This window comes from Arthrobacter sp. AD-310 (genome assembly GCF_054656615.1).
Map to the genome: position 1 here is coordinate 117,742 of NZ_BAAHNO010000022.1, position 23,610 is coordinate 141,351.

18 protein-coding genes are annotated in these 23,610 nt (G+C 61.4%); 5 read left to right on the forward strand and 13 right to left on the reverse strand.

Annotation, left to right across the window (positions count from 1 at the left end):
* Window positions 1-51 precede the first annotated feature (51 nt).
* The 4 genes from ACYQ1Z_RS14235 (at window position 52) to ACYQ1Z_RS14250 (ending at window position 8,705) form a co-directional block, all read left to right on the forward strand.
* On the forward strand, window positions 52-5,658 hold the full coding sequence (locus tag ACYQ1Z_RS14235) for a hypothetical protein (protein ID WP_459793184.1): 5,607 nt from the start codon (window positions 52-54) through the stop codon (window positions 5,656-5,658).
* Window positions 5,659-5,757: 99 nt separating this feature from the next.
* Complete coding sequence (locus tag ACYQ1Z_RS14240; RefSeq protein ID WP_459793185.1) at window positions 5,758-7,548, forward strand: hypothetical protein; 1,791 nt, start codon at window positions 5,758-5,760, stop codon at window positions 7,546-7,548.
* A gap of 131 nt (window positions 7,549-7,679) precedes the next feature.
* Window positions 7,680-8,006: a hypothetical protein gene (locus ACYQ1Z_RS14245; protein ID WP_459793187.1), complete on the forward strand. Its 327-nt coding sequence runs from the start codon at window positions 7,680-7,682 to the stop codon at window positions 8,004-8,006.
* 105 nt (window positions 8,007-8,111) lie between these two features.
* Window positions 8,112-8,705 carry an HU family DNA-binding protein gene (locus ACYQ1Z_RS14250; protein WP_459793188.1) on the forward strand — a complete coding sequence of 198 codons (594 nt, stop codon included), beginning with the start codon at window positions 8,112-8,114 and terminating at the stop codon, window positions 8,703-8,705.
* Between the two features lie 77 nt (window positions 8,706-8,782).
* Here ACYQ1Z_RS14250 and ACYQ1Z_RS14255 read toward each other — a convergent pair whose 3' ends face one another.
* From ACYQ1Z_RS14255 to ACYQ1Z_RS14295, 9 genes are all read right to left on the reverse strand, one after another.
* Window positions 8,783-9,043 (reverse strand): hypothetical protein, encoded by a 261-nt coding sequence (locus ACYQ1Z_RS14255; RefSeq protein WP_459793189.1) that lies wholly within the window; start codon window positions 9,041-9,043, stop codon window positions 8,783-8,785.
* A 65-nt stretch (window positions 9,044-9,108) separates the two neighbouring features.
* Complete coding sequence (locus ACYQ1Z_RS14260) at window positions 9,109-9,615, reverse strand: hypothetical protein (RefSeq protein WP_459793190.1); 507 nt, start codon at window positions 9,613-9,615, stop codon at window positions 9,109-9,111.
* A gap of 201 nt (window positions 9,616-9,816) precedes the next feature.
* Window positions 9,817-10,140 carry a hypothetical protein gene (locus ACYQ1Z_RS14265; RefSeq protein ID WP_459793191.1) on the reverse strand — a complete coding sequence of 108 codons (324 nt, stop codon included), beginning with the start codon at window positions 10,138-10,140 and terminating at the stop codon, window positions 9,817-9,819.
* 94 nt (window positions 10,141-10,234) lie between these two features.
* Window positions 10,235-10,717: a hypothetical protein gene (locus ACYQ1Z_RS14270; protein WP_459793192.1), complete on the reverse strand. Its 483-nt coding sequence runs from the start codon at window positions 10,715-10,717 to the stop codon at window positions 10,235-10,237.
* The gene (locus ACYQ1Z_RS14275; RefSeq protein WP_459793193.1) at window positions 10,714-11,379 is read right to left on the reverse strand and encodes a hypothetical protein; all 666 of its coding nucleotides are present in this window, start codon (window positions 11,377-11,379) and stop codon (window positions 10,714-10,716) included. Before ACYQ1Z_RS14275 ends, ACYQ1Z_RS14270 begins: the two co-directional genes overlap by 4 nt.
* Before the next feature lie 149 nt (window positions 11,380-11,528).
* The gene (locus tag ACYQ1Z_RS14280; protein WP_459793194.1) at window positions 11,529-11,837 is read right to left on the reverse strand and encodes a hypothetical protein; all 309 of its coding nucleotides are present in this window, start codon (window positions 11,835-11,837) and stop codon (window positions 11,529-11,531) included.
* Window positions 11,838-11,900: 63 nt separating this feature from the next.
* On the reverse strand, window positions 11,901-12,473 hold the full coding sequence (locus ACYQ1Z_RS14285; protein WP_459793196.1) for a hypothetical protein: 573 nt from the start codon (window positions 12,471-12,473) through the stop codon (window positions 11,901-11,903).
* 197 nt (window positions 12,474-12,670) lie between these two features.
* Complete coding sequence (locus ACYQ1Z_RS14290; protein WP_459793197.1) at window positions 12,671-14,449, reverse strand: hypothetical protein; 1,779 nt, start codon at window positions 14,447-14,449, stop codon at window positions 12,671-12,673.
* Window positions 14,450-14,738: 289 nt separating this feature from the next.
* Window positions 14,739-14,966 carry a hypothetical protein gene (locus ACYQ1Z_RS14295; protein WP_459793198.1) on the reverse strand — a complete coding sequence of 76 codons (228 nt, stop codon included), beginning with the start codon at window positions 14,964-14,966 and terminating at the stop codon, window positions 14,739-14,741.
* 847 nt (window positions 14,967-15,813) lie between these two features.
* Here ACYQ1Z_RS14295 and ACYQ1Z_RS14300 point away from each other — a divergent pair.
* The gene (locus ACYQ1Z_RS14300) at window positions 15,814-16,545 is read left to right on the forward strand and encodes a hypothetical protein (protein ID WP_459793199.1); all 732 of its coding nucleotides are present in this window, start codon (window positions 15,814-15,816) and stop codon (window positions 16,543-16,545) included.
* 358 nt (window positions 16,546-16,903) lie between these two features.
* Here the strand turns inward: ACYQ1Z_RS14300 and ACYQ1Z_RS14305 are convergent, their stop codons facing one another.
* From ACYQ1Z_RS14305 to ACYQ1Z_RS14320, 4 genes are all read right to left on the reverse strand, one after another.
* Window positions 16,904-17,686: a type II toxin-antitoxin system PemK/MazF family toxin gene (locus ACYQ1Z_RS14305; RefSeq protein WP_459793200.1), complete on the reverse strand. Its 783-nt coding sequence runs from the start codon at window positions 17,684-17,686 to the stop codon at window positions 16,904-16,906.
* Window positions 17,687-17,784: 98 nt separating this feature from the next.
* On the reverse strand, window positions 17,785-18,342 hold the full coding sequence (locus ACYQ1Z_RS14310) for a hypothetical protein (protein WP_459793201.1): 558 nt from the start codon (window positions 18,340-18,342) through the stop codon (window positions 17,785-17,787).
* 206 nt (window positions 18,343-18,548) lie between these two features.
* Complete coding sequence (locus tag ACYQ1Z_RS14315; protein ID WP_459793202.1) at window positions 18,549-21,446, reverse strand: UvrD-helicase domain-containing protein; 2,898 nt, start codon at window positions 21,444-21,446, stop codon at window positions 18,549-18,551.
* Between the two features lie 118 nt (window positions 21,447-21,564).
* Window positions 21,565-23,571 carry an AAA family ATPase gene (locus tag ACYQ1Z_RS14320; protein WP_459793203.1) on the reverse strand — a complete coding sequence of 669 codons (2,007 nt, stop codon included), beginning with the start codon at window positions 23,569-23,571 and terminating at the stop codon, window positions 21,565-21,567.
* Window positions 23,572-23,610: the final 39 nt, after the last annotated feature.

A 23,610-nucleotide genomic window follows, 5' to 3' on the forward strand; every position in this document is an offset into this window, starting at 1 on the left:
ATATTCACATACCCGTAGCTGTATGAAACGGCTGATTTAGCAGGAGAAACGATGAAAAACACCACACCCGGCCTGCGCAGTTACCTGTATGAGTACATGTTCTACCGTGCCGTGCAGCGGACGCAGGAGAACATCGGGTCAACGATCATGGTTTCCCAGGCACGGCATCTGCGGGGCATCGTGGGCGACAATCTCGCCGGCCAGGGCCTCTCCATGACCGACGCAGACCTGAAGGTCTCCCCGGTTCTCCGCTCCATCGAGGAAACGCTGCGGGAGAACGTCCCCGGATACAAGCCGCTTTTCTCCCAGACCCGCGACGGGGGAGTGCCCTTCACGACCGACTCCAAGGGCTACGCCCAGCTCAGCAACGAGTTCATGGTCATGACAGGCCTCTCGGCAAATGGAAGCGCCGGCCCCGGCGGGCCCCGGTTGCCGATCAGCCCCTACGATCCACGGTGGGCGGTGCGGAGCACCGTGAAGCAGGCCGGATCGAGCCTGCTGAACATCCCAGACCACCTCATCGAAGAGGTTGCCGGCGGCAAGGTTGCCCAGCTGGCAGAGACCCGGAGCAGGGATCTGTTCCTGCATGGCACGGACGACCAGGGCAAAGATGTCGAAGCCGGCCGGGCGATGACGCTGGACGATATTTCCGGCCTGACCGAGCTGATGAACAAGATGAGCGCCCAGGAGTACCGCGACGTGCGCCAGTGGGTCGTTGACGGCGGCATCAACGAGGACGGCCGGATGGACTACGACCGGTTCATGAGCGCCGAAGCGCTGGCCCGCTCGGTAGCCATTCTGAACGAGCTTGGCGAGCAAGGCACCCCCTATAAGGTGATGCGTGACCGCAGGCCCGGCCAGATTCGCGCCCAGATCGAGGGCACCAAGATCAGCGTGCGCCTGACCGACATCCGGAGCCAGGAACACTTCGTCGGCCGGATCTACGACGACGGCGTGGTGACCCGCTACACCACCAACCACAAGGTCCAGGGCTCGGACAAGACCGTCAATTACACTCCGACGGCCCAGGAAAGCGTGGACCTGCTGCGCATTGCCCAGGGACGGCCGGTGCAGCGCGCGGACGGTAAGGGGCTCGTCGGAGCCATTGGTTCACACACCGAGATGGTCTGGAACAAGCCAGCCGGCAAAGCCGTACCCACGGATGTCCAGGAGAGCTACTACAGCTCCGGTTCGGCCATGTTCGTCGTCGGTGACCTTGTGCTCGATGATTCGGGTCGCCCGTCCGGTTCCCAAGTCATGGTCCGGCGGGATGCCTCCCAGCGCAGCGCTGCGTCGAAGTTCTTTGCCGACGCTGAAGCCGCTGAGGCATACCTGAAGACAGCAGTGGGCAGCGCCCGGGCAAACCTCACAGCCGCACTGGGCGTAGAGGATCTCATTCGTGCCGCCCAAGAGCACGCCGATGATGCCGAGACCGGTGAATGGTTTCCGGAGTTTGATGGAAACCCGGAGGTCGCCGCAATCCAGCGCGGCTACTGGGATGTGCTGCGCGGCGTGCAGGAGACCCTGCTGCGGCCAGGCGCCACCGAGGATGCATATCTGGAAAAGCTCAGCTCCATCGGCGAGCTGGGCCAGGACGAAGTCTCAGGAATCAGCGATCACGACCTGCTGGTGGGTGACCTGGCCTATGTGGGCACCGCCGAGCAGAAGGTGCGCGATCACTCCCTCGACACCCTCGATGCTCTGATCGGCAGTTACGACCTGCACGAGGTCCGCGACGCTGAAGGTAACTGGACCCGCCAGCGCTTCGATCCGGTGCGCCTGGCCAAGTACATGACCAGTGAGTACGGCACCTGGCGCAACAACGACGACATCGTTGGTGCACTACGGGCAGCCGATATTCCGGCGGATGAACTGATGGGGGAAAGCTTCTATGCGAATACCATCCGTGACCGCCTCATCAAGTTCGACGAGGCCACAGCCCGCAGGATCGACGCGATCGAAGACCCCTTTGTCAGGCGCATGGCCGAAACGGCGCGTGGGACTATTGAGCGCAACGGAGCCGTCGTCACAGACCTTGCCGTGGACGACAACGGCATCCTGAAGTGGACGGCCGATCGCCGCAAGGGACTCAAGGGCGAGACTGAGACAGTTACGGGCCAAATCGGCCAGATCTTCTCGCGGGGCGAGCATGGCGAGATCGTCACCCGGTTCGCCGGGGGTGACAACTACCTTTTCGTACCCGGCTACGAGGCGGGTATCGCCGTGCAGAAGCCCGGGGAGACCAAGAGTGTCGAGGAACGGACCCGGCTGCGCGGCTACGAGCAGATCATGGCCGACCAGATCCAGTACAGGGTTGCCTCTGACCTGCTGGGCCAGCGTACCCAGGCCGGGGAGCCGACCAGCCTGAACGGTGTCTACCGCCGGCTGTACGACGTCCGTCACGAAGTGGACTTCATCGAGCGTTCGGCCGAAGAAGGTCTGAGCGCTGAATGGCGCGACGCCATCCTGGCCACTGAGGGCAGCCGGGTGCGCTATCCCAACACGGTTCGTGACGGATCGACGATCAACGCCGAGTACCAGGCCGACAACGGCCGGGGTATCTCTGCGATGGACCCCGCCAACGACAACTCGCTGGATCCGTGGATCCTGACCGGCAACCGGAACATGGCCATCATGACCGAGGAGGGCAACGGTTACTTCGATCCGGTCGTCACCTCCGGTTCTATCAACCAAGGCGTGACCCGTTACCTGGTTGAAGGTGCCACGGTGAGCCCAGAGGGAATCATTACCCCTTGCGATAAGGACGACCGGACCCCGCTCATGAAGCATCCTGACACGTCCGCTATGCGCTTCAATCCCTTCGACCGCCAGCAGATGACCGCATCGAACCTGATGCAGGCGGCGGCGGTGACGCCGCCGGTGAAGACCGCCATGATGACCTTCGGCGGTTGGACGGCCGATGATCCCATGGTCGTCAGCCAGCGCTTTGCCCGGGAACACCGGATCCGGGGTGTCGACGGCACCATGCGCGACCTGGTGGTGGGCGACAAACTCTCGGACCTGCACGGCAACAAGGGCGTCATCTCCCTGGTCATCGACCCCGATATGAACTCCTACGATGCGGAGGCTCAGGGCCTCAGTGAAGCAGTGGAGTGGTTCAGGCAGAACCCCGAGTTGGACGTGGTGATGAGCCCCTTCTCGGCCGTCTCCCGGTTCAACGGTGGCTCCGCGCGCGAGCTGATGCAGAACCCCGGCGACCTGCGCTCTCCGGACGGCACAGTCCACGAAGGCTCAATGGGCGAGATGCGTTTCATCGTCACCCACATGGCCGTCGACGCCAAGACGCGGGTTTACGACGACGAAGCACTTGCCCAGGGGCGCGGCCGCAAGGCTTCCTCGCAGCTGGCCTGGGCGCTGGGTTCCCACGGCGCCGAGAAGGTTATGGCCGAATGCTACGGACCCAACAGTACGGCCGTGGCGAACTTCCGCGAGATGCTCGTGACCATGGGGCTGGACATGGAGCCGGACGGCACACTGCGCGTCGGCTCGGACCCACTGGATGAGACCAGTGAGCGCCGGCTCTTTGAGATGCCCGAACTCATCCGCACCGCGGCCCGCAAGAGCGCCCGCGGCGAAAGCCGTCCGGGCCTGAACATCAACCAGATGAAGCGCGACTTCGGCGTTCTGATCGGCGACAAGGGCGGTGACCTGGAACTGCCGTTCCCGCTGCGGATGCCCACCGAGCAGCTGACGCCGGCGGCCAGCGATTCCTCCTGGAAGCTGCCGGTCATGAGCTCGCACCTGCGTTCCGGACAGGATCTCGACGATGGTTCCTCCACCGTGCACGACTACACCAACCACTATCTGACGATCCACGAGCAGGCCTGCCGCTACCGCTTCGCCCAGGAGGAACTCCGGGATCCCTCGCTGACCGCCGATCAGCGCCGAAAGCACGCAGAGACGCTCACAGAGGCTCCGCGCCTGGCCCAGTCGGCCTTCGACACCATCACCGACAGCCTCAAGAACAAGCGTTTCGCCGGCAAGCACAACGTCTTCAAGGAACAGCTCATGGCTTCCCGGCTGCCGCACTCGGCCACGGCTGTATGGACCTCGGATCCGCGGCTGGACATCGACCAAGTTGCCATGGGCCCGGCCATGGCCGACGCCCTGGGGTTCGAGGAGAACGATCATGCACTTATCTGGCGTGACCCAGTCCTCCGTGACGGCGGCGTACGCTACATGCGCGTGGCCATCGACCCCCGGCTGACCGGTGTATCCATCAACCCGGTCATGGACGCCAGTTTTGACGGGGACTTCGACGGCGACGCTGTGGCCGTAGTCCGCCTCACCTCCGAGGCAGCAAGGAACGAGGCCCGGCAGAAGCTGAGCGTGGAGGCGAACCTGCTCGACCTGGGCACCCGGCTCGAAGACGGCACGTACCCGCTGGCGATGCAGAACTCGCTGGACACCAAAGTGTCCCAGCATGTGGATCCCGCTCTGGCCGACCGCTTCGAGGAACTGCGGCTGCGCGCCAACGACGTCAAGTTCGATCTCGACGAAGGACAGATCACCGCACGGGAGGCAGCCCAGCGCAATGCCGACCTGACCAGTGAGCTCAGTGCGTATTACCGCGACGCGCTCAGCACCCAGTACGGCGATGCGACGCTGAGTTTTTCCGATGTCCCGACGCACCTGAAGTCAGTCATGACCGCCTGTGTCGAAACAGGCGCCAAGGGTTCGGAGAAGAAGGTGCGCGACTATGCACACTATCTCGGTGCAAATTCCGAGACATTCGCAGATCTGGGCCAGACCCAGGCGACGCAGGAGGATCACGAGGGCGTCATGTATGCCACCGCGATCAAGTCTTTCGGCACCGGCGTCGCCGGCACGTTCTCCCAGCGCGGCGTGAAGGCGCTGCGCAACGAAGAACTCAAGGCTGTGCTGGAGCTGACTTATCCGGTGACGCAGTCGGTGCTCCAGGCCAAGCACGATCCCAAGGAAGCCCGCCAGAAGTACGAGATGCTCATGGGCCCGGCCCGCGCGCTGTGGAAGGGCCGCAAGCTGGAGACGGCATCGGGTCCTGACGGCAACCGCCGGTGGACAGCAGCGCGCGATGAGTCCGGCAAGGAGATCCAGGCCGATACAGCGACCTGGAAGAAGCAGTTCCTGGACCTGTACACCTCCAAGGATGGGCTGAACGTCTCGATCAATGACGAAAACGTTGAGAAGGTTGCCGCGGCCCTGTCCCGGAATGGCGTGATGATCGACATGGAGGAAGCACCCTCTGCCGGTTCCGAGGCACAGAACCTCGGGTCGACCATGGACCGGCTGGCTTACGGCGGAACCTTTGATGATGTTCTGGCGGCCGCCGCCAACCGCGAGAACGTCTTCGAGGGCAAGCAGAACAGCCACTTCGCCCCGTATGCGCTCCGCAAGAACCAACAGGCATTGGCTGCATTCGATGAACAGATCCTGGCCGGCGTCCAAGCCCCGCTGCCTGACCTGATTCCGCTGTCAAAGCGCGACGTGCTCCCGGAACACCATCAGCAGGCAAGGGCACGGGGAGGTGCGCCGCGCAGTGCAGCGGCTGTCACCGCCTCCGCTCCTGCACGCCGTTTCGCGCCGGTTGTTCCCAAGCACAGCGAGCTCTTCAAGGACCCGTCCGTCGACGCCGGCGCTGACGACTACCAGCTCTAGCGCCCAGAGCAGGTTTCCGTGTGGCCGGGTTCTGTGTCAGGACCCGGCCACATCAATAGGCATCAAATCCACGCCACCCGAGAGATCAGGAGCATAAACATGGCCAGCACCGACCAGGACCGTAAGCGGAGGACCCTTCCGCTCAAGACACATGAAGCTCCTCAGCACGGGTACTCTCCGGAGGAAGTCATCGACGGCGAACTCATCGACGAAGATACGGATCAGGGCCGCCAGCGCGGTTCCGGACAGGCCGGACAACGCTCTGCCTCTCGTGAACAAAAGCGCAATCAGGCATGGGATGAGCGCCGTCGGCGCGAGAACCTGCCACCGTCGGCTCCGGCTGGGTCAGCCGGCAGCCCGCAAAAGTCCTCTGATCCGATCGCCCAGCTGCGCCGGGATGTCGAAGAGGCCGGGAGGAAGTACATGGCCGAGGTGCGCAGGGCCGAGCTCTTGGCTGCGAAGAAGACCCCGCAGGAGCGCACCTCCCAGCTGAACGGCATCCACAAGGGGTATGTCTCCATGATGGTCCTGTCATGCCTTCGGCCGCTGGGCGAAGGCATTAGCGCCAAGTCTGTCCTGAGCACGGTGGGCATGGGCACGGCCATGTGGATGATGTCACCCAACTTCCGGAACCAGGTCGGCGATTTCGGTGTGCAGCTGAAGAACACGATCGAGCAAAAGATCGGAGAGCGCAGGAACGGTCAGATAGAAAGGGTCCTGGCCAAGGCCGAAGCCAAAACCGAGTCCGGCCGGCCCCTGTCCCAGCGCTGGCAGAGAAAGTTGGATCGCGCCGAACGTGCTGAGCGCGGCGGCCGCGACGCCTACACGGTCCAGTCTGCGGCGATGACGGAGGTCGCCCTGACCGAGAACGCGTACGCAGCCATGCGGACGGAAGGTGCCGACGTTGACGGGATCCAGGACAGGCTTTCCTCGATGCTGAAGGGGCTTTACGAGCAGGCTCAAGAGGATGGTGTCGATGCCGGAGAAATCGCCACAGCCGCCCGCGTCGTCGTCGGCCTGCGCCTGGAGGATGAGCCTGGGCTCGCCTCCGTCTTCGGAGAGCTGTCTCACGGCCAATTCGCCAGGAGTGATCCCCGCGAGGTCAGGATGAGCGGAACTGGTGACACAGCCAGGGTGTGGACCGGGGAGTTCGAATCGCGTTTGGGGCAGAGGATCGAGTCCGGCTCCTTCGGGGTTCGCCCGCCGATGGACGAAAAGGAGCACCAGGCAGCCATCGCCGACACGATGACGGCGGACATGATCGCCCTGACCCGTCAGCACGGCGTGGATGGCCTGAACATGGGCGTGGTCAGCTATGCCTCCGCTTGGGGTCTCAAGGACCGGCCGGACTACGACGGCATGGTTGCCATGGACAATCCCCTGGGACAGCGGCTGCGCACCTCCCGGGTCATGATGCACAGCATGACCGCCGACGGCATCGATCTGTCGGGACAGCAGCGGGTCTACTCCAACGCCTACGTCGACGCCATGGAAAACATCAGCGCACTGTATCCCGAAGTTGAGCAGGAATGGGCTGCGAAATTCGGGGCGAACTGGCGCAAGAACATGCGTGACTTCGTCAGCAATCCCCGGAGTTACATGGACCAGGACAACGGCAATTCTGCGGATGCCGACCGACATGACGAGTGGGAGACAAGTCCCTCGGCCTGGGAAGCCGGCCCTGGGCCTTCCGGTTCGTACCCCGGGGGAGCTGCCACCCGTCCTGGGCATCAGTCACAGCCCGCAGGAGCGACCGGTACAGAAGCGTCCCGCAAGTACCGCAACGCAAGGATCAATCAGAACTACATCGAGACTGCCAAGACCGGAGTGCTGGGTATTGGCTCTGATTCTTCTGATTTCCGCGACCCGGACTTTGAAATGGGCGGCTAGGAGCCTCCGGGTCTAAATTCCAAAAAGCACACCGGTCCCGTAGGTGCCGGTGTGCTTATTTGGGCTAGAATCGATTCATAGATCAGTTCAAAGATGCTTTTTCGGTTACGTACAAATGAGAGGAGCGAGTCATGGTACTGGGTTTCCCGAGTGGCAAGGATCTTGTCGAGATGTTCGGCTACGTCACGGATGAGGATCGGACGAAGTGGGAGCAGCAGCGCGAGGCGAGCAAAAAGGAGAACACTCCGGGCACAGCGCAGGAGATGGCAAACCGGTCGATCGCTCCGGCGCTGGAGATGGCACAGCACGGTGTTCAGGCTCAGATGCACGGCGCGCAGTATGAAGCTCAACGCGGTGCCCAGCCCAAGCAGAGGTCGCGTGTGATCCACCAGACCGTGACCGAGCAGAGCCGGAATGTTGATGCCGTTGATGACCCGGGGTACGAACCGGACTTTTAGTTCAAAGTCCGGTTTTCGGACATGGTTATGTAGTCGATTCAAGTGCTTTGACCGCTCAGGACAATGCCGGATAGACTCGTATTCGAGAATAAATGGAGGTTCCAAGTGAGCGACAAAGATCCGCAGGACCAGCAGGATTCGGGCGGACCCAATCGGGTCAGCAAGCGTGAATTTCTCGCCAAAGTGTCGAATCGTTCGCAGATTCCCCCCAGGACGGTCAACCGCGTTTACGACACGATCATTGCTGAGCTGATGAATACCATGCAGCGCGGCGACCAGCTGATGCTCACCGGATTCGGCAAGTTCTACCCGCAGGCTCACAAAGGCCACCGGGTACAGTTCGCGGACAACGGGGCCCGTGCCATTGACGACTACTTCGTGCTGAAGTTCTCCGCCACCCGCAACGTAAACAAAGCTCTCGCTCAAAAACCTTCGGAACAGGACCTGGAAGCCCGTGAGGAGTTCTTCGAGGCGGAGCCGTATCTTGGGTACGAGTCCTCCGAAGTTGATGAACCCGAAGCTGACGAGGAGCCGAAGGTCGCCAAGTCTAGGGCGAAAGGTAAAGCTGCGCGGAAGCCGGTTGCACCGCCGGCGGTGACCCTAGCGGCCGCAGCCGTTCAGAGCACGCGTGCGGTCAACCGTGCCAAGCGCAATGCCGCTGTGAAGATCGTGAAGGGACCCTCTGACAGGGCCATCTAGCATCGTAAGTTTGAGCAAAAAAAGAAGCCCCATCCGGATCACCGGATGGGGCTTCTTTGTGGTCGGGGGCCTGTTATTCAGGCGCTGCCGACGATGGAGTAGCCGCGTGAGTGCGGGTACATCCTGGTGATGGCGACTGTGGGGGAGCGTTTGCCGTCATAGACGGTAGCCGTTCCTGCGCTGACTGAAGATACAGAGATCATGCGGCCGTTGCTGCGCGGGTTCATGTCTTTCCAGATCTGCCCGGGACGGACGAGGATTCCGTCCCGGGTGGTGTTCAGCGCAGCTTCTTGATGAAGGGCTTCACGCTCCTTCTCTGCTTTGGTCTTTCGTGCCATGCCCGGCTTCTTTCTCTTACGTGGGAGTGGGAGATATGTATGTGCGCGGGCATCGGCGAAGGGCCCTAGATGTTTTCTTCTGCGGGTGGTTCGTCCGACGACGATGGCGCGCCGGCGCTGCTGTCCATGGCGGCAAGGGCAGCTTGGGCATTGGCCCGGGTTTCCTTGACACCGCGGCGCCATTCAGGGTCGTTGCGCACTTCGTTCCACTTGGGCCGCACGCCCCGGACAACCGGTGCGGACCTGTTCCACATGGCTTCAGCGGCACGTTCCTCGGGCGTGTCAGGAATGACGTCAACAGGGTCGATAAGAAGGTCGTCTTCGACTTTGCGCCAGAGACCCGTAGTTGCCCACTCGATACCGTTGACGGCTTCTTCGATCTCCTCCGGGGTGTATCCCTGCTCCCGCATGGAGGCGCGCTTGTTGTTGATCAGTGCCGTCTTGGCAGAGTAGGCCGCACTGCGTGAGGTAAACGGACCGTAGGCTCGGTTGAACGAGCTTTTCGGTGTTTCCGGGATGACGGCCCAGAGAATGTATTCACCGGTAGCCGCCATCTGAAGTCGTTTGCCCATAAGAGGGATGTCTCCTTGGTCTATTGGTTTACGAGTTGATCCTCCGGCGCTGGACCGAAGAACTCAATCCGACACCGCAGTCTGGTGCATGTAACAGCCCGTTTTGTGAGCTGTTACGTGGAGACCCACCAATACCCTCTATGTTCCCAGCCAATATGGCTCTACGCATACTCAGACAGCATTTGGACGATCGAGTTGATTCTACGTCCTTTCAGCAGGTCCGCTGGGACCGCTTCCTGCTGGTTCTTCAGGATCTCTGACCTCCACAGATGTGACCGTAGGGCCGTCGTAGCCACCCCAGGCATCGGGCCCGTAGTCGCACTGGAAGGCACCCTCCTCGTTGGTCAGGTATTCGCGGAAGAGTTTGATGAACTCTGCTTCTGCTTCTGCCTGGCTCTGGTTGCTGCCCGGTTTGAGAGTGACCTCAACCGCCATTCTCAGGCTCGTCGCGTTTTCGCCTTCTTGGACTGTATTGGTGCCATTTGGCTCTACCGACCGGTCGCTACGGCTCGCTGTATCAGACATGGTGATTTCTTCTTTCTGACAAATGTGAAAGGAAGGAGAGGCCTGGGTGACGATGGGTGGGAACGCCACCGTCACCCGGAACCAGCTCTGCTGTTCAGGGGTTCATGCTTTTCCGGCGGACAGGGTTCTTTCCCATCACCACCGATGTGGCCCGCGTGAGTTGCCCTTGTGCGGCAGTGAGCTCAGCCTGGGCTTTATCGACAGCACGTTTCGCCTTTGCGAGGTTTGCCTCGGCGTTCTGCTTTTCACGAAACTTGGCGGCACGGATCCCGGACCAGTACTGGTCGCGCGCCCACCTGGTGATCTCCGATTCCTGGGCATCGAGCAGGGTCACAGGGAACCGCACGATGGTCTGGCTGTTGAATATCGAGGTGACTACGATGACGATTTCGTCGCCTTTGCCGGACCGGCGTACCGAGACGGGCCACAGACGCCTCACGAAGGGCAGAAGCGGGGCTGGAAGCGTGTTTTCCGGATACTTCACGAGTACACGCCTGATGGTTCCGGTGACGCGGTCAACGGAGGTGAACACCTGGTCGAGCGCTTCAATGCTGGGGGTGGATTTTTTCCTGGTCATGGTCTGGTTTCTTTCTTGGTTTGGCCGGCGAGGGCGGGGTGGTCCAAGTAGGCGTGGACGGCGGCGTTGATGGCGTAGCAGGCCAGTTGGAAGTGGAAGGTGTAGTCCTTGAAAGTGTTTTCCCAAGAGTCAGGGAATTCTTCCTGGTGGTCATCGAGCCACGCACGGGCTTCGGACTCGTAGTGCTCCAGGGTGTTGACTTCGTCGATGAGCCTCTTGACCTTGCTCGGCGTCAGGTCGGAGTCGTAGCCGTCTTCTAGACGCTCTGTCAGGGTCTCCCTGACGAACCGGACGAAGTTTTCGTGCCGGTAGGCCTGGGTGGTCTGGCGCTGGTCGCCTTGGAGCTTTTCGGCCCAGTATCGGAAGTCGATGCATGGTGCGCCGTCGGAGTAATAGGCCTTGCTGCGGGCTGCCGTACCGAAAAACGGCACCATGTCCTCCTCGCGGGAGAACGTCAGCCCATCGGCAATGTCGCCGCTGGTGGCCAGATGTCCGGGCCAGGTCACAATGTCCCAGGACCACATGCGGGTTCCGGGTTCCGCCATACGCAGGTGCCGGTACAGCCCCTGTTCATGGAGGACGGTGAGCTGATGGCCGGCCGCGTTCTTTTGGAAGGCGGCCCAGGCATCGGCAGCTGGGTTGGTGGGTTTGGTTGCGGTCATGATTTTCGGGTCTCCTGATCTGGGAGGTGGGGCGAGTGGAGGTGAAGCCGCACGGTGGGGACGTATGCCGAATACGACAAAGGTGCGGCCGGATCCGTAGATCCAGCCGCACCTTGGATGCTGCTTTGGTCAGGGCGTTGAGTGAGTACTTAGCGGGTTGAGTCGTCGAAGAGGAACAGCAGTAGGGCGATGTGGGGAATTATGATGGCCGCGGCCCCTACGAGCCAGCCTCCCCAGTCAACGCCGAGAGGGTTGTTGATCAACGCCGCGGCGGCGTTGAATGCCGGTGCCGCGACAGCGATCAGCGGGTCTGCAAGCCCCGACAGGAAACATAACCATATGGCACCCCACAGAGCTGTCAGGATGATCGTCACGCCGATGAGACGCCGGATTCTAAGGTTCCGGCGGTGCCGGACGTAGCGCCCGTCTTCGTCCTCAATCCTTCTGATGTCAGGCATTGATGCACTCCTTCGGGTGGGCTGTTGGTGTTCCGGGCTACGGCTTCAGCACCCAGCGGCACCTTATTCTTTGGGGATTTTCTTCACGGTCACCATCAGGCTGCGGATGTCTGCGTCAAACATCGCGTGGATGCGTGGACTTGTCATCATGGCGTTCTCGGGGTCGAGGTCCTCGCGGCCGAGCAGAAGCCATTGATCACCGGCAGGATCTACTACCAGTAGCTCGTGGGATTCTTTCCCGTCGCTGCTGGTCACGACGATGTCATCACCGGCCTTGACCTCCAGGCCGAGTTCTTTGATGCGGGCTGACAGCGTGATGTCCGTGTGCACGGCGCCGTCCCGGGTCAGGTGGTGCAGCAGGCCGTTCTGGATAACGGTGCGCAGTGGATTGTCCTCCTCCAACACCGAGGCGAGCTTGAACATGTTGGCAGCGTTCAACTCGCGGGTGGCCATGCTGAGAAGACGGGCGACATCGACCTGGGCTTCAGCCATTGCGAGCATGGCGTGGACTTGAGCCGAGGCAATGGCCTCATCAGAACCGGCCGGCGGGCGGATACCCCCAAGGAGCACGAGCGCTTCGAGGCGGTGGTCGATTCCTTTGGCGGGGGCTTGTTGATTTTCGGTGTGCTCAGCCATGGGTTGCCTTTCAGCGGGGAAGAATAGCGATGGAAGCGACATTATTCGCTTCTTTGCACTACTTCCATGAGCAGACACGTACCATGCTTGTATATCCCACTCGTTATTAGCTCGTTTTCAAGCGGTTCGTCTATCTAAGGGATGCGTATAAAAATCTGCTGGATAGCAAGTTCTGGCGCAAAAGGGATGCGTCTATTTCACGCTGCTGGCAGGCGTCTTCGTGCAGCAGACTCGTCGTCATCTACGGTGGGATCCCCGGGGTCCCATTCCTCTTTCTCAGGGTCGTACATGTCCTCCGGGTAGATGGCCGACTCCTGGAAGCGTTCCAGCCGGGCGTGCCATTTCCTGCGCTCATCCCGAATTCGGCGCTTGCGGTACTCGTATTCATCCCGAACCCCAAGCCATTCAGCAATCTGGGTCAGGCTAGTGACGTACAGCAGCTCCCAGGCTCCGTGGCGTCGCTGAATCATGGACATTTCAGCCATTGTTGTCAGGGCCTGGTCCACAGCAGTTCGTCCGATGCCTGTGGACCTTACGATTTCAGCGGCGGTCGGTGACGTCCTGGACCGCTCGATGGCTTCATAGACGAGTGCAGCCACGTCTCCCAGGGCCCAGAAGACAGGGCGGACACCATAGATTTTTCCTTTGCGCCAGGACAGGGCATCGGCCGTTTCCCGCCACTGCCGGGGAAGGGTCAGCAGGTAAGTGTCAGCTTTCTTTCCGCGGGCACGTTCGATGCGTTCAACGAGACCTTCGGTGAGCTTTTCCAGCCGTGGAAGAAGTCGAGCGATAGTGCTGTGGTGTCTGCCCATCTCCAGCGCAAAGGACCTGCATCCGACGTCAATGACCAGCGACTTTTTGGTACGTGCGAAGCCAATCACAGCCCGGAGCAGCATACGCAGGGTAATCCCTTCACGGCCGGTCCTGGCCAGTCGCTGGTCTAGGACCGCGTAAAGGACATTTTCGAGATCGTTGATTTCAGCCATCACCGATGCCTCGGATCGAGCAGGTTGTGTGCCCCCGCTGTGGGTTAAGGCTGGCCCTGTGTCGGAGTTAAGGGAACTGTTCCTTCCTCGTGCTCCGGGTGCCGGATTTTTGGCTACGCGGATCTGGGCTTTGGCCCATTCCGTATGCAGCAGGCGGTCCGCTTTGTTGCCGGTGCCATACAGGGCAGCGAGCCCGGCAAGGTCGGTGGAGAATCGTCGCTGGATCTCAGCCAAGGTGATGGTGGAGTTCGCCAGGTGCGTGAGGACACCCAGACGCGCCTCCGAGGCACTCCGGTAGCGCGAGGTGTCATAGACGCCGGTCCTGGCGACCTGCCTCAGCGCCGACCGCTTCAGTGGCGGGGCATCTGCCGGTGCTGTGGAGACTCCGGTGTCCTGTTTCTCCTGGTTCAGGGAGGGCGCGGCCGTCAGAGATGTATTCCGAACTTTTCTGGCGCTGCGCAGCTGGTGAAGGGAGGCGGCGAGGGCCCGCCGCAGCGCTTCCACGGCAGATGCGTGGTTGCGCCGGCGCATCACGTCGTACGCCTCGGTCAGGGGCGTGTCCAGCACCTGGTGTCCGGTCATGGATTTGTGCCAGGAACCGGGCGGTCGGATGCACCCGCTGGTGACGCTTCGGTGTGGACCGGCGTCCAGGCTTACGAAGCGGGTTGCCAGGGCTTCTACGAGCTCGCGCGCATCTTCAGCCTTGAGCCGGTCAGCGAGGGGAACGTAGATGTGCCGGCCGCCGCTGGGGGAGTGGTCAGCGACGAAACGAAGACCGCAGGAGGTAAGCAGTTCACTGATCGCAGCGGCGTCGGAGTCGACTACTCCTTGCAGCGCCCTGGATGTGTCGAGGTCCAGGCACAAGGTTGCGACGGAGCCGTCGGATCCGTGGACCATCACTGCTGCTGCACGCGAGGGAAGCGTCTTGGTGATGCGGTAAGGGGCCGAGCGCGGCGCCGGGTACTTGCCCTCGCGGTTGGCAAACCGCATGAAGGGCGAGCCTGCAATCAGGGGCGCCAGAGCGGCCCATGCCTGAACATGAACTGATTTATCAGCCGACACGCTGTGCGTGTCAGCTCCAAAACTTCTGTCCGAAAAAGGGTGCGCGTGTATGATGGGACCTAACGTGATGACGACGGGCATGAGAAAACCCATCGTCGGGACTGTCTAACCAGGCAGTTACATGTAGCGCGAAACCGTAGAGTCTTGGCGGAATCGGGGTTTCAAGCTACTGAATATGATTCAAGGCAGGGCCCGCAGAAATGCGGGCCTTTTGCCGTTAAGACGCTCTCAAGATAGGCAAGGCCTCCTGGTTGCGTAGTTTCTCGATATTGATGGCGTCGAGGTGTGCTTCGACGATGGGTCCGAGGTAGTCGATTCCATTGGTACCGAGGATCCGGAGGATCTCGGTCAGTTTTTCCGTCCGCTCCATGTCGAGCTTTACGGTGAACGAATGCCGCTGTCCCTTCGAGGGGCGGCCGATACGCGCATTCCTGACTGGTGCCATGGGACCAAGTATTAGCCTTTCAGGAAACGAAACTCCGCATTTCCCTCACGGCGCGGCGTGTCGCGCATGTGTGAGGCATGAGTTTGCCTTCTCCGGCAATGGCGTTTAGTCTCGTTACTAACCCGGCAGCTCTTAGAGCTGCGAGTGACGCTCTGGCGGTGGTTGTTTTCGGACAGCCGCCGCCATTGCTATTTCTGGGGTCTTCTTGCGTCCTGAAGACAAGCTCCCGGACAGTCCCCCCGCAGGTCAGAGCCTTGTAGACTGCTGACTTCGAGCGAATATGGGGGAAACAGACATGTCTTTCACGCAATCACCAAATACAGGACACATCGGTCGCAATAGCCCCGGTTCCCAGGCCGTACGCCTGTTGAGATCCGAGTTCGCACCACTGGAGGCGATCATGGTTGATCGTTCACAGCTTCCGCCCGAACCGTTGGAGAACTGGGCGTTCGAGTCAGTTGCCAACCGTGATTCGAAGGCACCGATCCCTAAACTGACGTTGGGTGCGGACCTGAGTTCACGCTTCGACGTGGACTTCCTCGATGGCAAGTTCAACAGGGTTGGCGGGTTCGTTTTCGAGGATCGCCACCCGGATCCTTGGTGGGACGCCGTCCACTCAAACGGCCAGCTCCTGATCTATGTGGGAGACGTCAGTGGGCTCCTGACGGCAAGGACGCGGGATGAACAGTATGACGTCGTTCGGCGTTCCCACATCGGTTGGGCTCCTCTGGCGGTTCGGGCGTACCCGAATGGTGTTGGGACTACTGCCCCGGGGCAGTAGTTAGCGCACCTCCAACTTGGTCTGGATCAGATCGCGACTCGTCCGCGATACTGGAACACTTTCCCTATGAGTAAGACTCCTGCTTCTGGCGATAACGGTGCGTTTCCTTCTGCCCTGAGGGACGCTGCGGGCGTTGCGACCGTGTTTATGCTTGTCCTGATTCTGGTGGCGTTCACGGTCGTTCCATCCTTCTCAGCCGCCCACCAGTCATTCCTGTCTGGCGTGATTGGCAGCTTCGCAGGCAGCATCCTTGCGTTTTTGTTGGCTGTCGTCCTATGGCGCATCGAGCGCTCGGTTCTTGTAGCCGAACGTGCCCAGGACCGCGCGGATGCTCGCCGCAGCGAGATGGAACGCAATGATAAGAGCCAGCTTCGGGAATGCCTTGTGGCGGTCAATCAGCTCCGGGCCTTGGACTATTCGGTCCTGAATGAAAATCGCTCCAGCACTTCGCGGGAGAAGTACTTCATGGGACTGAGAATCTCCCAGGCGGTTTCCCTGATTGCAAACGATGCCCTGAGGGAGGAAGCCGGATTTATCGATAGTCTCACAGGCAGGGATGAGAAGCTCGACTACACGGTGGCAGGCAGAGCGACCCGTCTTCGTACTGCCGCCACCTGGTTCGGTCGCCTGGTGTCGCTGGACCCGGATGTCGACGTCAGCGAAGCAAGGCCTGACAACTATTCAGACTTGCAAAAATTGATGAGCGTCTATCATGCCGAAAAAGTTGAAGAAAATGAGATGTATGACAGGCATGAACGTGAAGAACGGGAGCGCCTGGCCAAGGAGAATACTTCATAGGCCGAGGTTCCGCATACAGCTGGAGCCGGCTGTGCCAGTGGCGAGTAACGGCACTGGCCTGACTGTTTGAGCGTTCCTGTACGTCTTTACACCAGCCTTCCCACACACGCTTCTTCAGGTGCGGCTGACTGGGCCCATGAAGACGAATATGCTCCTTGTCCTTGAAGTGCTGAACGCGGTCACCGCTGCTTTCCCTGAGCTGACGCTGGTACAACGCCTGCTAATGGCGGGATCGGTCTTGTGTGCCCTGCACATGTCTCGAAGAAGCCAGCGAGGCTGGCTCCAAGACTGACGGTCACGAGCCGGGTGCCGGCGCGGTAGAACTTGTTCCATCGCCGGCGCCCGCTGCGCGCCGCAGTTACGTGGGTTGGTCTTCCTTGCTGATGATGTCCATGGGTCCGGTGACGATCTCGTGCACGAGATCCAGGACGCCTGGCATCTCCTGCCCCGTTTCGTAGAGCCGCTTGTAGGAGTCCCGTTCGGCGCTGACCAAAGCGAGGGCGCGGGAGAGGGCCTCGACGCGCTGATCCGTTGTGTGTCCGGCCAGTGCCTGGATCTCGCCGGCCATGTCGATGCCATGCAGCTGGATGTACTTCTCCCACTTCTTGAAGAGTGAGTAGCTGTCTGGATTCCGGCCAATGGACAGGGTGAGTGCGAGAGCCTGGTCGATCTCGTGCATCCTGTTCCGGCTCAGTGAGCCTAGGGGTTTCCTGAGCCGGGAGACGTCGACGGTATGGATTTGTTCGCACAGTGCCATGACTTCGGTCTGGCTCTGGTTCTTTCCCGTCATGGGGGCAGGCACCATAATGTGCGTCGGGCCCGAGCGTTTGCGCGCCGATGTCGTCAGGTAGACGACCTGCACAAAGCCCGAGTGGTTGCCGGTGACGTTATTGGAGACGATGAGTGCCGGACGGTTGCTCCATAGTTCTGTGCCCACCGGCGGCTGGGCTGGATTCTCGGCAACCATCCAGATGTCGCCCCTTTGGTAGCGCTTCTCGGCCGGAAGGGCGTCCTGGGTCTGGTTGTGGCTCGGGTCCCTGGGTGCAGCCGGGACGCTGTGAAGGTGTGAGTGGACGGCGCTGGGCAGCGGTGCGGTGGGTGCCGGCCGGGAATGACGGGCTGTGTGAGTGGGGGAAGCCATGCGAACACGGTGTCCTTTCGGGGGATAGGGGACGGGCCATCCGGCCTGTGCGGGGCGGGGCGGTCAGCCCGGCAAAAGGAGTGAAGGACGCGTCGGCGCTATTGCGTCCAGGCCGGTGCGAACGAGCTGACCAGGTGGACGGTGACCTTCTGGTCAATCAGTCCTTGCAGAGTCTTTTCGATCCTGGCGGCCAGCTCGGTGTCGGAGAGGGGTTCCTCGGGCGACACCGCGGCGTTCATGTTGTTCAGTTGCCGGCGCAGGTGATCCGCCCGGGCATCCTTTGTCGGAAAGTGAACGATGGCGTTCATGGCGCTGTTCTCGTAGCTCTGGACCACTGAGTGCATTGCCACCGGGACGCCGGCGACCGGCTCCTCGGGAACAGGCTGGTCTTCGAGGTAGATGTCGACCCCATACTCCGCGTACAGCTCCGAGATCGAACTAACGGCAGCGTCCGGATCGGCGCCGCCGAAGGTGAGCAGGATGTCGGTAACCTCTGCCTTGGTGACGTCGGGGCAGGTTTCCGTCAGGATTTCGACGCAGGCATCTCTGCGGTCGGCCCGGGTGGTGTGGACCGTGTTGTTGAGCAGTTGGCCGTCGTTGGTGATGACGAGGGCGTAGCAGATTGAGTCCTGTGTTTGGTGCGGCATGGCAGTCATGGCGGTCTACTTTCAAGGAATTTGTGGACTTGTGGATGCGACCAGGGGCGAGCCGATGTGGCCCGAAAATCACGCGGAAATGATCGTTTTGGATTTCTTTGCCCAGGTCCGGGCTCTGTGGATCAGGGCAGTGGGATGCATCAAAGCCAATGGGCGAGACTGGCGTGATGCCAGGCTCGCCCATTGGCTGTTTGCGGTGGTGCTGGTCAGGCTGTGGCCCCGGTCAGGACACCTTCCTTTTCGTCGGCTTCGGCGGCTCCCTCAGCATCAGGATCAGCGCCGGCTGCACCATGGACGAGACCGATCGTTTCGACCTCACGGTCGCCGTCAACGACGGGCTCAGCATCGGGGTTACCGCCAGTGGCCGCGGCAGAGACGCGCGCGGCGTTCTGTGCGTCACGCTCCTCCAGCGCAGTGAGAAGAAGCTTGTAATCGGTTTCGATCCGCGCGTTCTTCACTGTGCCGTAGGACAGGATGTACTCGGTGTTCATGGCCCGAGTGAAGGCCACGTAGTACATGCGCTTGGCTGCCTCATCCATCTGGGAGTCGTACTTGTGGATGACAACCACGTTGTCGAATTCCAGACCTTTGCAACCGTGGATGGTGCTCACGATCAGGTCGGCGTTCGACGCGAGGTTCTGCTCCTTGCGCTCCTTGTTCTTTTGATTCATCAGCGACTGCTTGATGGAGTTGTGGCGGATCTCGTAGTCGAGGAGGCTTCCGCGCAGGTTATCGAAGAACACGTCGTTGGTCATTTGACCGGCGACGCAGAGCGCTACCCAGCCGTTGATGGCGGAGCTGCTGGCAAGCCACCAGTCCTGCATCATCTTGACGATCGCCTTCTCGGCTTTGTCCGCCATAACGGGATCGGCCGGGACACGGGTGATCTGATCGAGCTTCTTCAGGATCTCCTGCGTCACGGTGAATGCAGCGTTGGCCGGCCCTACCTGGCACACGTCGTTCCAGAACAGTTTGATGAACTGGCTGAAGACCGTGGTCGAGTAAGTTCTGCCCGAGACAAGGTTTGCCACGTTTCGGCCTGGGTACATAACCTTCAGGACTTCCTCCATCGCCGTGACCTCGCGGCGGCTGAAGGCCAGGAAAGCAACCTTCTCACCGCGCGCCAGGCACTTGTCGATGTACGCCTTCACGTCCACCCGGATGATGCCGGGAAGATCCGCACCGAACGCCGTAAGGCGCGGGTACGGCCGGTAATCGACGGTGACCTTTTCCTGGAATGACGCCGCGGTCGGCAGCGCCAGGCTGTTGGCCTGAAGCTGGATGTTGGCGTACTGGTTCGCTTCGATGTCCGACAGGGACACATTGGCGAAATCCAGGATCTCCTGGTTGGAGCGGTAGTTAGTGGTCAGCTTGAAGGTGGTGAATACCCCGGACCCTTCCAGCGCGTTCAACGCCTTGGGGTTGGATGACCGGAACTCGTACAGGGTCTGCGAGGAGTCGCCGACGATGAACAGGTTCTCCTGGTGCTTCGCGACGTACTTGAGCACGTAGATGAACTCGAAGATCGAGTTGTCTTGGACCTCGTCGATGATCAGGTAGCGGGACTGTACATGGGCCGGCTCGATCATCTCGTCGATCTTCTGGTAGCACACGATGATCTCCAGCTCCAGAGAAGTCTGGCCAATCCGGTCCAGCACAGCCATGACGTCATCGAAGTGGGACTCGATGAAGGTGTTCATCGAGGTGAAGGCACCACTGGCGTTCTTGGCCACGTCGAGCAGACGCTTCCGGAACGCCGCAGCCAGATCCGACTTTGGGTAGAAGATGTCCAGGCTGTTGATGATGGTGTCGATGCTGGACAGCTCGTGCTTGGTGTAGTTGGCGGTGTAGATGTCGTGGATCATCCGGGCGATCGTCATGGAGCCCACGTTCGGGTTCTTGGCGATGATGTTGTCCGCGGCCGCGTTGGTGAACGACAGGACAGTGATGTCCCTGGGGTTCACGCCGCGCGACGCCAGGTGATCGATCCTTCCCAGGATGACCGTGGACTTGCCGGTACCCGCACCGGCCTGCACCAGCACCAGCGGATCGTCGGTAGTGACTGCGTTGCGCTGCTGGTTGGAGAAGTGCCCGGCCACGACGGCACCCAGGGCCGCCGGAGGCGGCGAAGTGAGCTGCGGCTTCAGCTGGCTCAGCTGCTCCAGCGTGTGGCTCATCAGCAGCGACAGGTTCTGCTTGGAGAACACCAGGGCGATGTCCGCGGGGCAGGTGTTCGCCAGGGCCGCGTGGATCTGCCGGTAGGCCTCCAGGGAGACGTTGTAGGTCTCCAGGTAGCGCAGCTGGAAGGCCAGGCCGTCTAGGGTCGTGCTGCCGGGGGTGCCGTTGGCGAAGAGCTCCTGGATGTGCGCGCAGATGGTGTCGGCGAGCTCATCGCTGGCCCAGTAGTCGGCAAGGCGGCAGATGCGCTCGTACACGTCGTACTCGCTCATCCACTCGGCCAGGTCGTCGATGTTGACGGACACGGAGTGCCCGGAAACGCCGCGGCCGGCGGTTGCCTTCCGGATGAGGTCCTCGATGTGGTCCAGGGGCGTGTAGCTCCAGTCCACGACGGCGACTTCCTTGTGTTGGCTCCGCTGGCCGTATTCGATCAGCGTCACAGTCTCCGAAGGGGCTGCCTTGTCGACGACGTAGACCTCCATGCGGTACTGCACGTTGAGTTCCTTGGTGATCTTGTCGCCGGCGGCATCCTCGTAAAATATGATGCCCTGCGGCGTCAGGTCCACGAAGACATCGAAGTTCAGCTTCGGTGCGTTGGCGGTGACATGGAACCGGTCATCTGCATGCGGCACAGCCATCTTCAGGCCCTTGTCGCGGTTGTCACGCAGGGAGCGGACGAGCAGCGGCGCCATCGGGATCATGTGAGTGGTGATGGCACCCGACGTGGTCTTGGCTTTGCGGACGATTTCGTCGTGCGGGGACGTGAAGGCGCTGACGCTCACGGTGTCCCGTCCGGGACGGACGTTCTGGTTGATCAGACCGACGCTCTTGCCGCTGCCGGTCAGGTCCTTGCTGAAGAACTTCGGACCTGCGGTGGTGGAGGGCTTGGAGGCGGCCGCGGTCAGTTTATCGAGGTCGATGGGCATGATGGGTCCTTGATTTTCTCGTGATGAGTGTGTGTGGTGGCATGTCGCAGCGCAGCTGAAGCTGTGGCTGTGGGAGTCGTCCGCAGCTGCGCTGCGACATGGTCAAACGAAGGTGGGACTACGGGTGGGACTCGCTGTAGTCCCCGGGGGCGAGGGGCTCTGCTTCTGCCGGCGCTTCCCCGGCGTCCAGGGATTCCCCTGCATCTCCGGTGTCGCTGGCGTCCTCCGCATCCCCGTCGGACCCGGCAGCCCAGGGCTGCAAGGCTGCCGCGGCGTTTTGTGCTGCGGCGGCGATCAGGATGTCCTCGATGTGGCGGCGGGCTGCACGTTCGGCCGGGCGGGCGCCCTGGGATTCCAGGTACGTGTTGTCCGACAGGGTGTGCAGCTCGTCATCGGGGATGGTGGCCGGCAGCAGGGCAGCCTTGCGCGGCTGGTCCTTCAGGATCCGTTCACGCTCCCGCACGTAGCTGCCCTGGAGGATCTCGCGGTAGGTGTCGGAGTTGAGCGGGTTGAAGCCGAGGATCTCGCTGAACCGGGCAAGGAACTCGGTGTCGAAGTGCTGCTCCAGGTCACGCACCAGGTTGTTGTAGGTCGGGGGCGTCTGGATCCCGAAGCCCACGGGCTTCTTGCTCATGGTCTCCTTCGCCGCGTTGGTCGTGGCGATCACGATCGCCTTGGAGAAGTCGACCTCCTTGCCCTGGCTGGTCCGAATCCGTCCCTCGTCGAAGGCGGACAGGAACAGACGCTGGACCGATTTGTCGCTCTTCTCGATCTCGTCCAGAAGGATCACCCGGTAGGGGTTGGACTCCAGGCAGTCGAAGGGCAGCTCCGCGTTGGAGGTCGAACCGACGTAGCCGGCCGGAGAGCCAATGATCCGGTTGATCGAGGCAGGTGAGTGGAACTCGGTCATGTTCAGGATGATCGGAGGCTGCTCCGTCAGTTCCTGGGCGATGATCTTGGCCACCTCGGTCTTGCCGACACCGGAGGCTCCCGCAAACAGCCACGCGATCGGCGTCGTGCGCGGGAAGACACCCAGGTCATCCCGGTGGAGGGTCTCCACCAACTTTGCTGTGATCGTGTCCTGGCCCTGGATGCGCGAGAGCTCCTCGCGGAGCCGCTGCACATTCAGGCTTTCCTTCTGCGCGTGACCGGTCATCAGGCGCATGGCGACCTGACGGACACGGCGCTCTGTGGTCGGAACGGTCGGGGCCGCCTGGAGCATTGCCAGCGCCGTGGCGTCGTTGTTCTCCATGGCCCTGGCAAGGCGCTTGTTGTAGTCCAGCACGGTGTCGGCCATGGCCCGGTCCAGCAGGGTGAGGGCGTTGTCCGGACGGTGGTGCCCCGCCTTGGCGTACTCGTCGGCTACTGCGGTGACCGTCTCCAGCACCCCATCGGTGACGGTGATCTGGTGCTTGTAATGGGCGACGAGGCCCGGACGGGCCGCCCGCAGGATTTCCAGGGTTTGCTCACGGTTCAGTTCGTCCACGATGAGCCGGGAGAACCGGCGGTTGAAAGCCGGATCGTCGTCGAAGGACCGCGACTCCTGAAGGGTCGTGGCTCCGATGACGTGCATGTCGCCCCTGGCAAGTGCCGGCTTGATGATCTGCGCGATCTTCTCGTAGGTGGAGCTGCGGTCCGAGGTCAGCTGGTGGATCTCGTCGATGAACAGGATCGCCTTGTTCTTGGGATCGCAGATGAAGTCAACGAGCGAGGTGACCCGCTCTTCGAGCTGGCCGACAATTCCCGCGCCGGCTACCAGGGACGACAGCGGAAGTTCATAGATCGTGTGGTCCTTCAGGCTCTTCGGGATCAGGGGATCATCGTTGGCGATGCGCCGGGCAATGTCTTCGACGATCTTGGTCTTGCCCACGCCCGCGGCTCCGACAAGCAGCGCATTGGGCTTGTTCTTGCCAATGATCACCGAGATCGTCTGGGTGATGACGTCGTCCCGGAACAGCGTGGGACCGGCGTTTTTGAACCTCTCGTTGTAGTTGAGCAGGAGGTCGGTGATGTCATCGAGCGAACCCGTCATGCTGGCCATCGACGGCATCGGCGGGGTGGGACCTGAGCTTGCGGGAGGGGTGTTACCGCCTGCGCCGCCGGGGGTGAAGTTGCTGAGACCCATGACGGGGCTCCTTCCTGATGATTTATGGAGCCCCTGCCC

Coding starts and splice junctions, on each gene's coding strand:
- ACYQ1Z_RS14235 (WP_459793184.1), top strand. CDS start 52: ATGAAAAACACCACACCCGGCCTGCGCAGTTACCTGTATGAGTACATG.
- ACYQ1Z_RS14240 (WP_459793185.1), top strand. CDS start 5,758: ATGGCCAGCACCGACCAGGACCGTAAGCGGAGGACCCTTCCGCTCAAG.
- ACYQ1Z_RS14245 (WP_459793187.1), top strand. CDS start 7,680: ATGGTACTGGGTTTCCCGAGTGGCAAGGATCTTGTCGAGATGTTCGGC.
- ACYQ1Z_RS14255 (WP_459793189.1), bottom strand. CDS start 9,043: ATGGCACGAAAGACCAAAGCAGAGAAGGAGCGTGAAGCCCTTCATCAA.
- ACYQ1Z_RS14260 (WP_459793190.1), bottom strand. CDS start 9,615: ATGGGCAAACGACTTCAGATGGCGGCTACCGGTGAATACATTCTCTGG.
- ACYQ1Z_RS14265 (WP_459793191.1), bottom strand. CDS start 10,140: ATGTCTGATACAGCGAGCCGTAGCGACCGGTCGGTAGAGCCAAATGGC.
- ACYQ1Z_RS14270 (WP_459793192.1), bottom strand. CDS start 10,717: ATGACCAGGAAAAAATCCACCCCCAGCATTGAAGCGCTCGACCAGGTG.
- ACYQ1Z_RS14275 (WP_459793193.1), bottom strand. CDS start 11,379: ATGACCGCAACCAAACCCACCAACCCAGCTGCCGATGCCTGGGCCGCC.
- ACYQ1Z_RS14280 (WP_459793194.1), bottom strand. CDS start 11,837: ATGCCTGACATCAGAAGGATTGAGGACGAAGACGGGCGCTACGTCCGG.
- ACYQ1Z_RS14285 (WP_459793196.1), bottom strand. CDS start 12,473: ATGGCTGAGCACACCGAAAATCAACAAGCCCCCGCCAAAGGAATCGAC.
- ACYQ1Z_RS14290 (WP_459793197.1), bottom strand. CDS start 14,449: ATGCGGTTTGCCAACCGCGAGGGCAAGTACCCGGCGCCGCGCTCGGCC.
- ACYQ1Z_RS14295 (WP_459793198.1), bottom strand. CDS start 14,966: ATGGCACCAGTCAGGAATGCGCGTATCGGCCGCCCCTCGAAGGGACAG.
- ACYQ1Z_RS14300 (WP_459793199.1), top strand. CDS start 15,814: ATGAGTAAGACTCCTGCTTCTGGCGATAACGGTGCGTTTCCTTCTGCC.
- ACYQ1Z_RS14305 (WP_459793200.1), bottom strand. CDS start 17,686: ATGGCTTCCCCCACTCACACAGCCCGTCATTCCCGGCCGGCACCCACC.
- ACYQ1Z_RS14310 (WP_459793201.1), bottom strand. CDS start 18,342: ATGACTGCCATGCCGCACCAAACACAGGACTCAATCTGCTACGCCCTC.
- ACYQ1Z_RS14315 (WP_459793202.1), bottom strand. CDS start 21,446: ATGCCCATCGACCTCGATAAACTGACCGCGGCCGCCTCCAAGCCCTCC.
- ACYQ1Z_RS14320 (WP_459793203.1), bottom strand. CDS start 23,571: ATGGGTCTCAGCAACTTCACCCCCGGCGGCGCAGGCGGTAACACCCCT.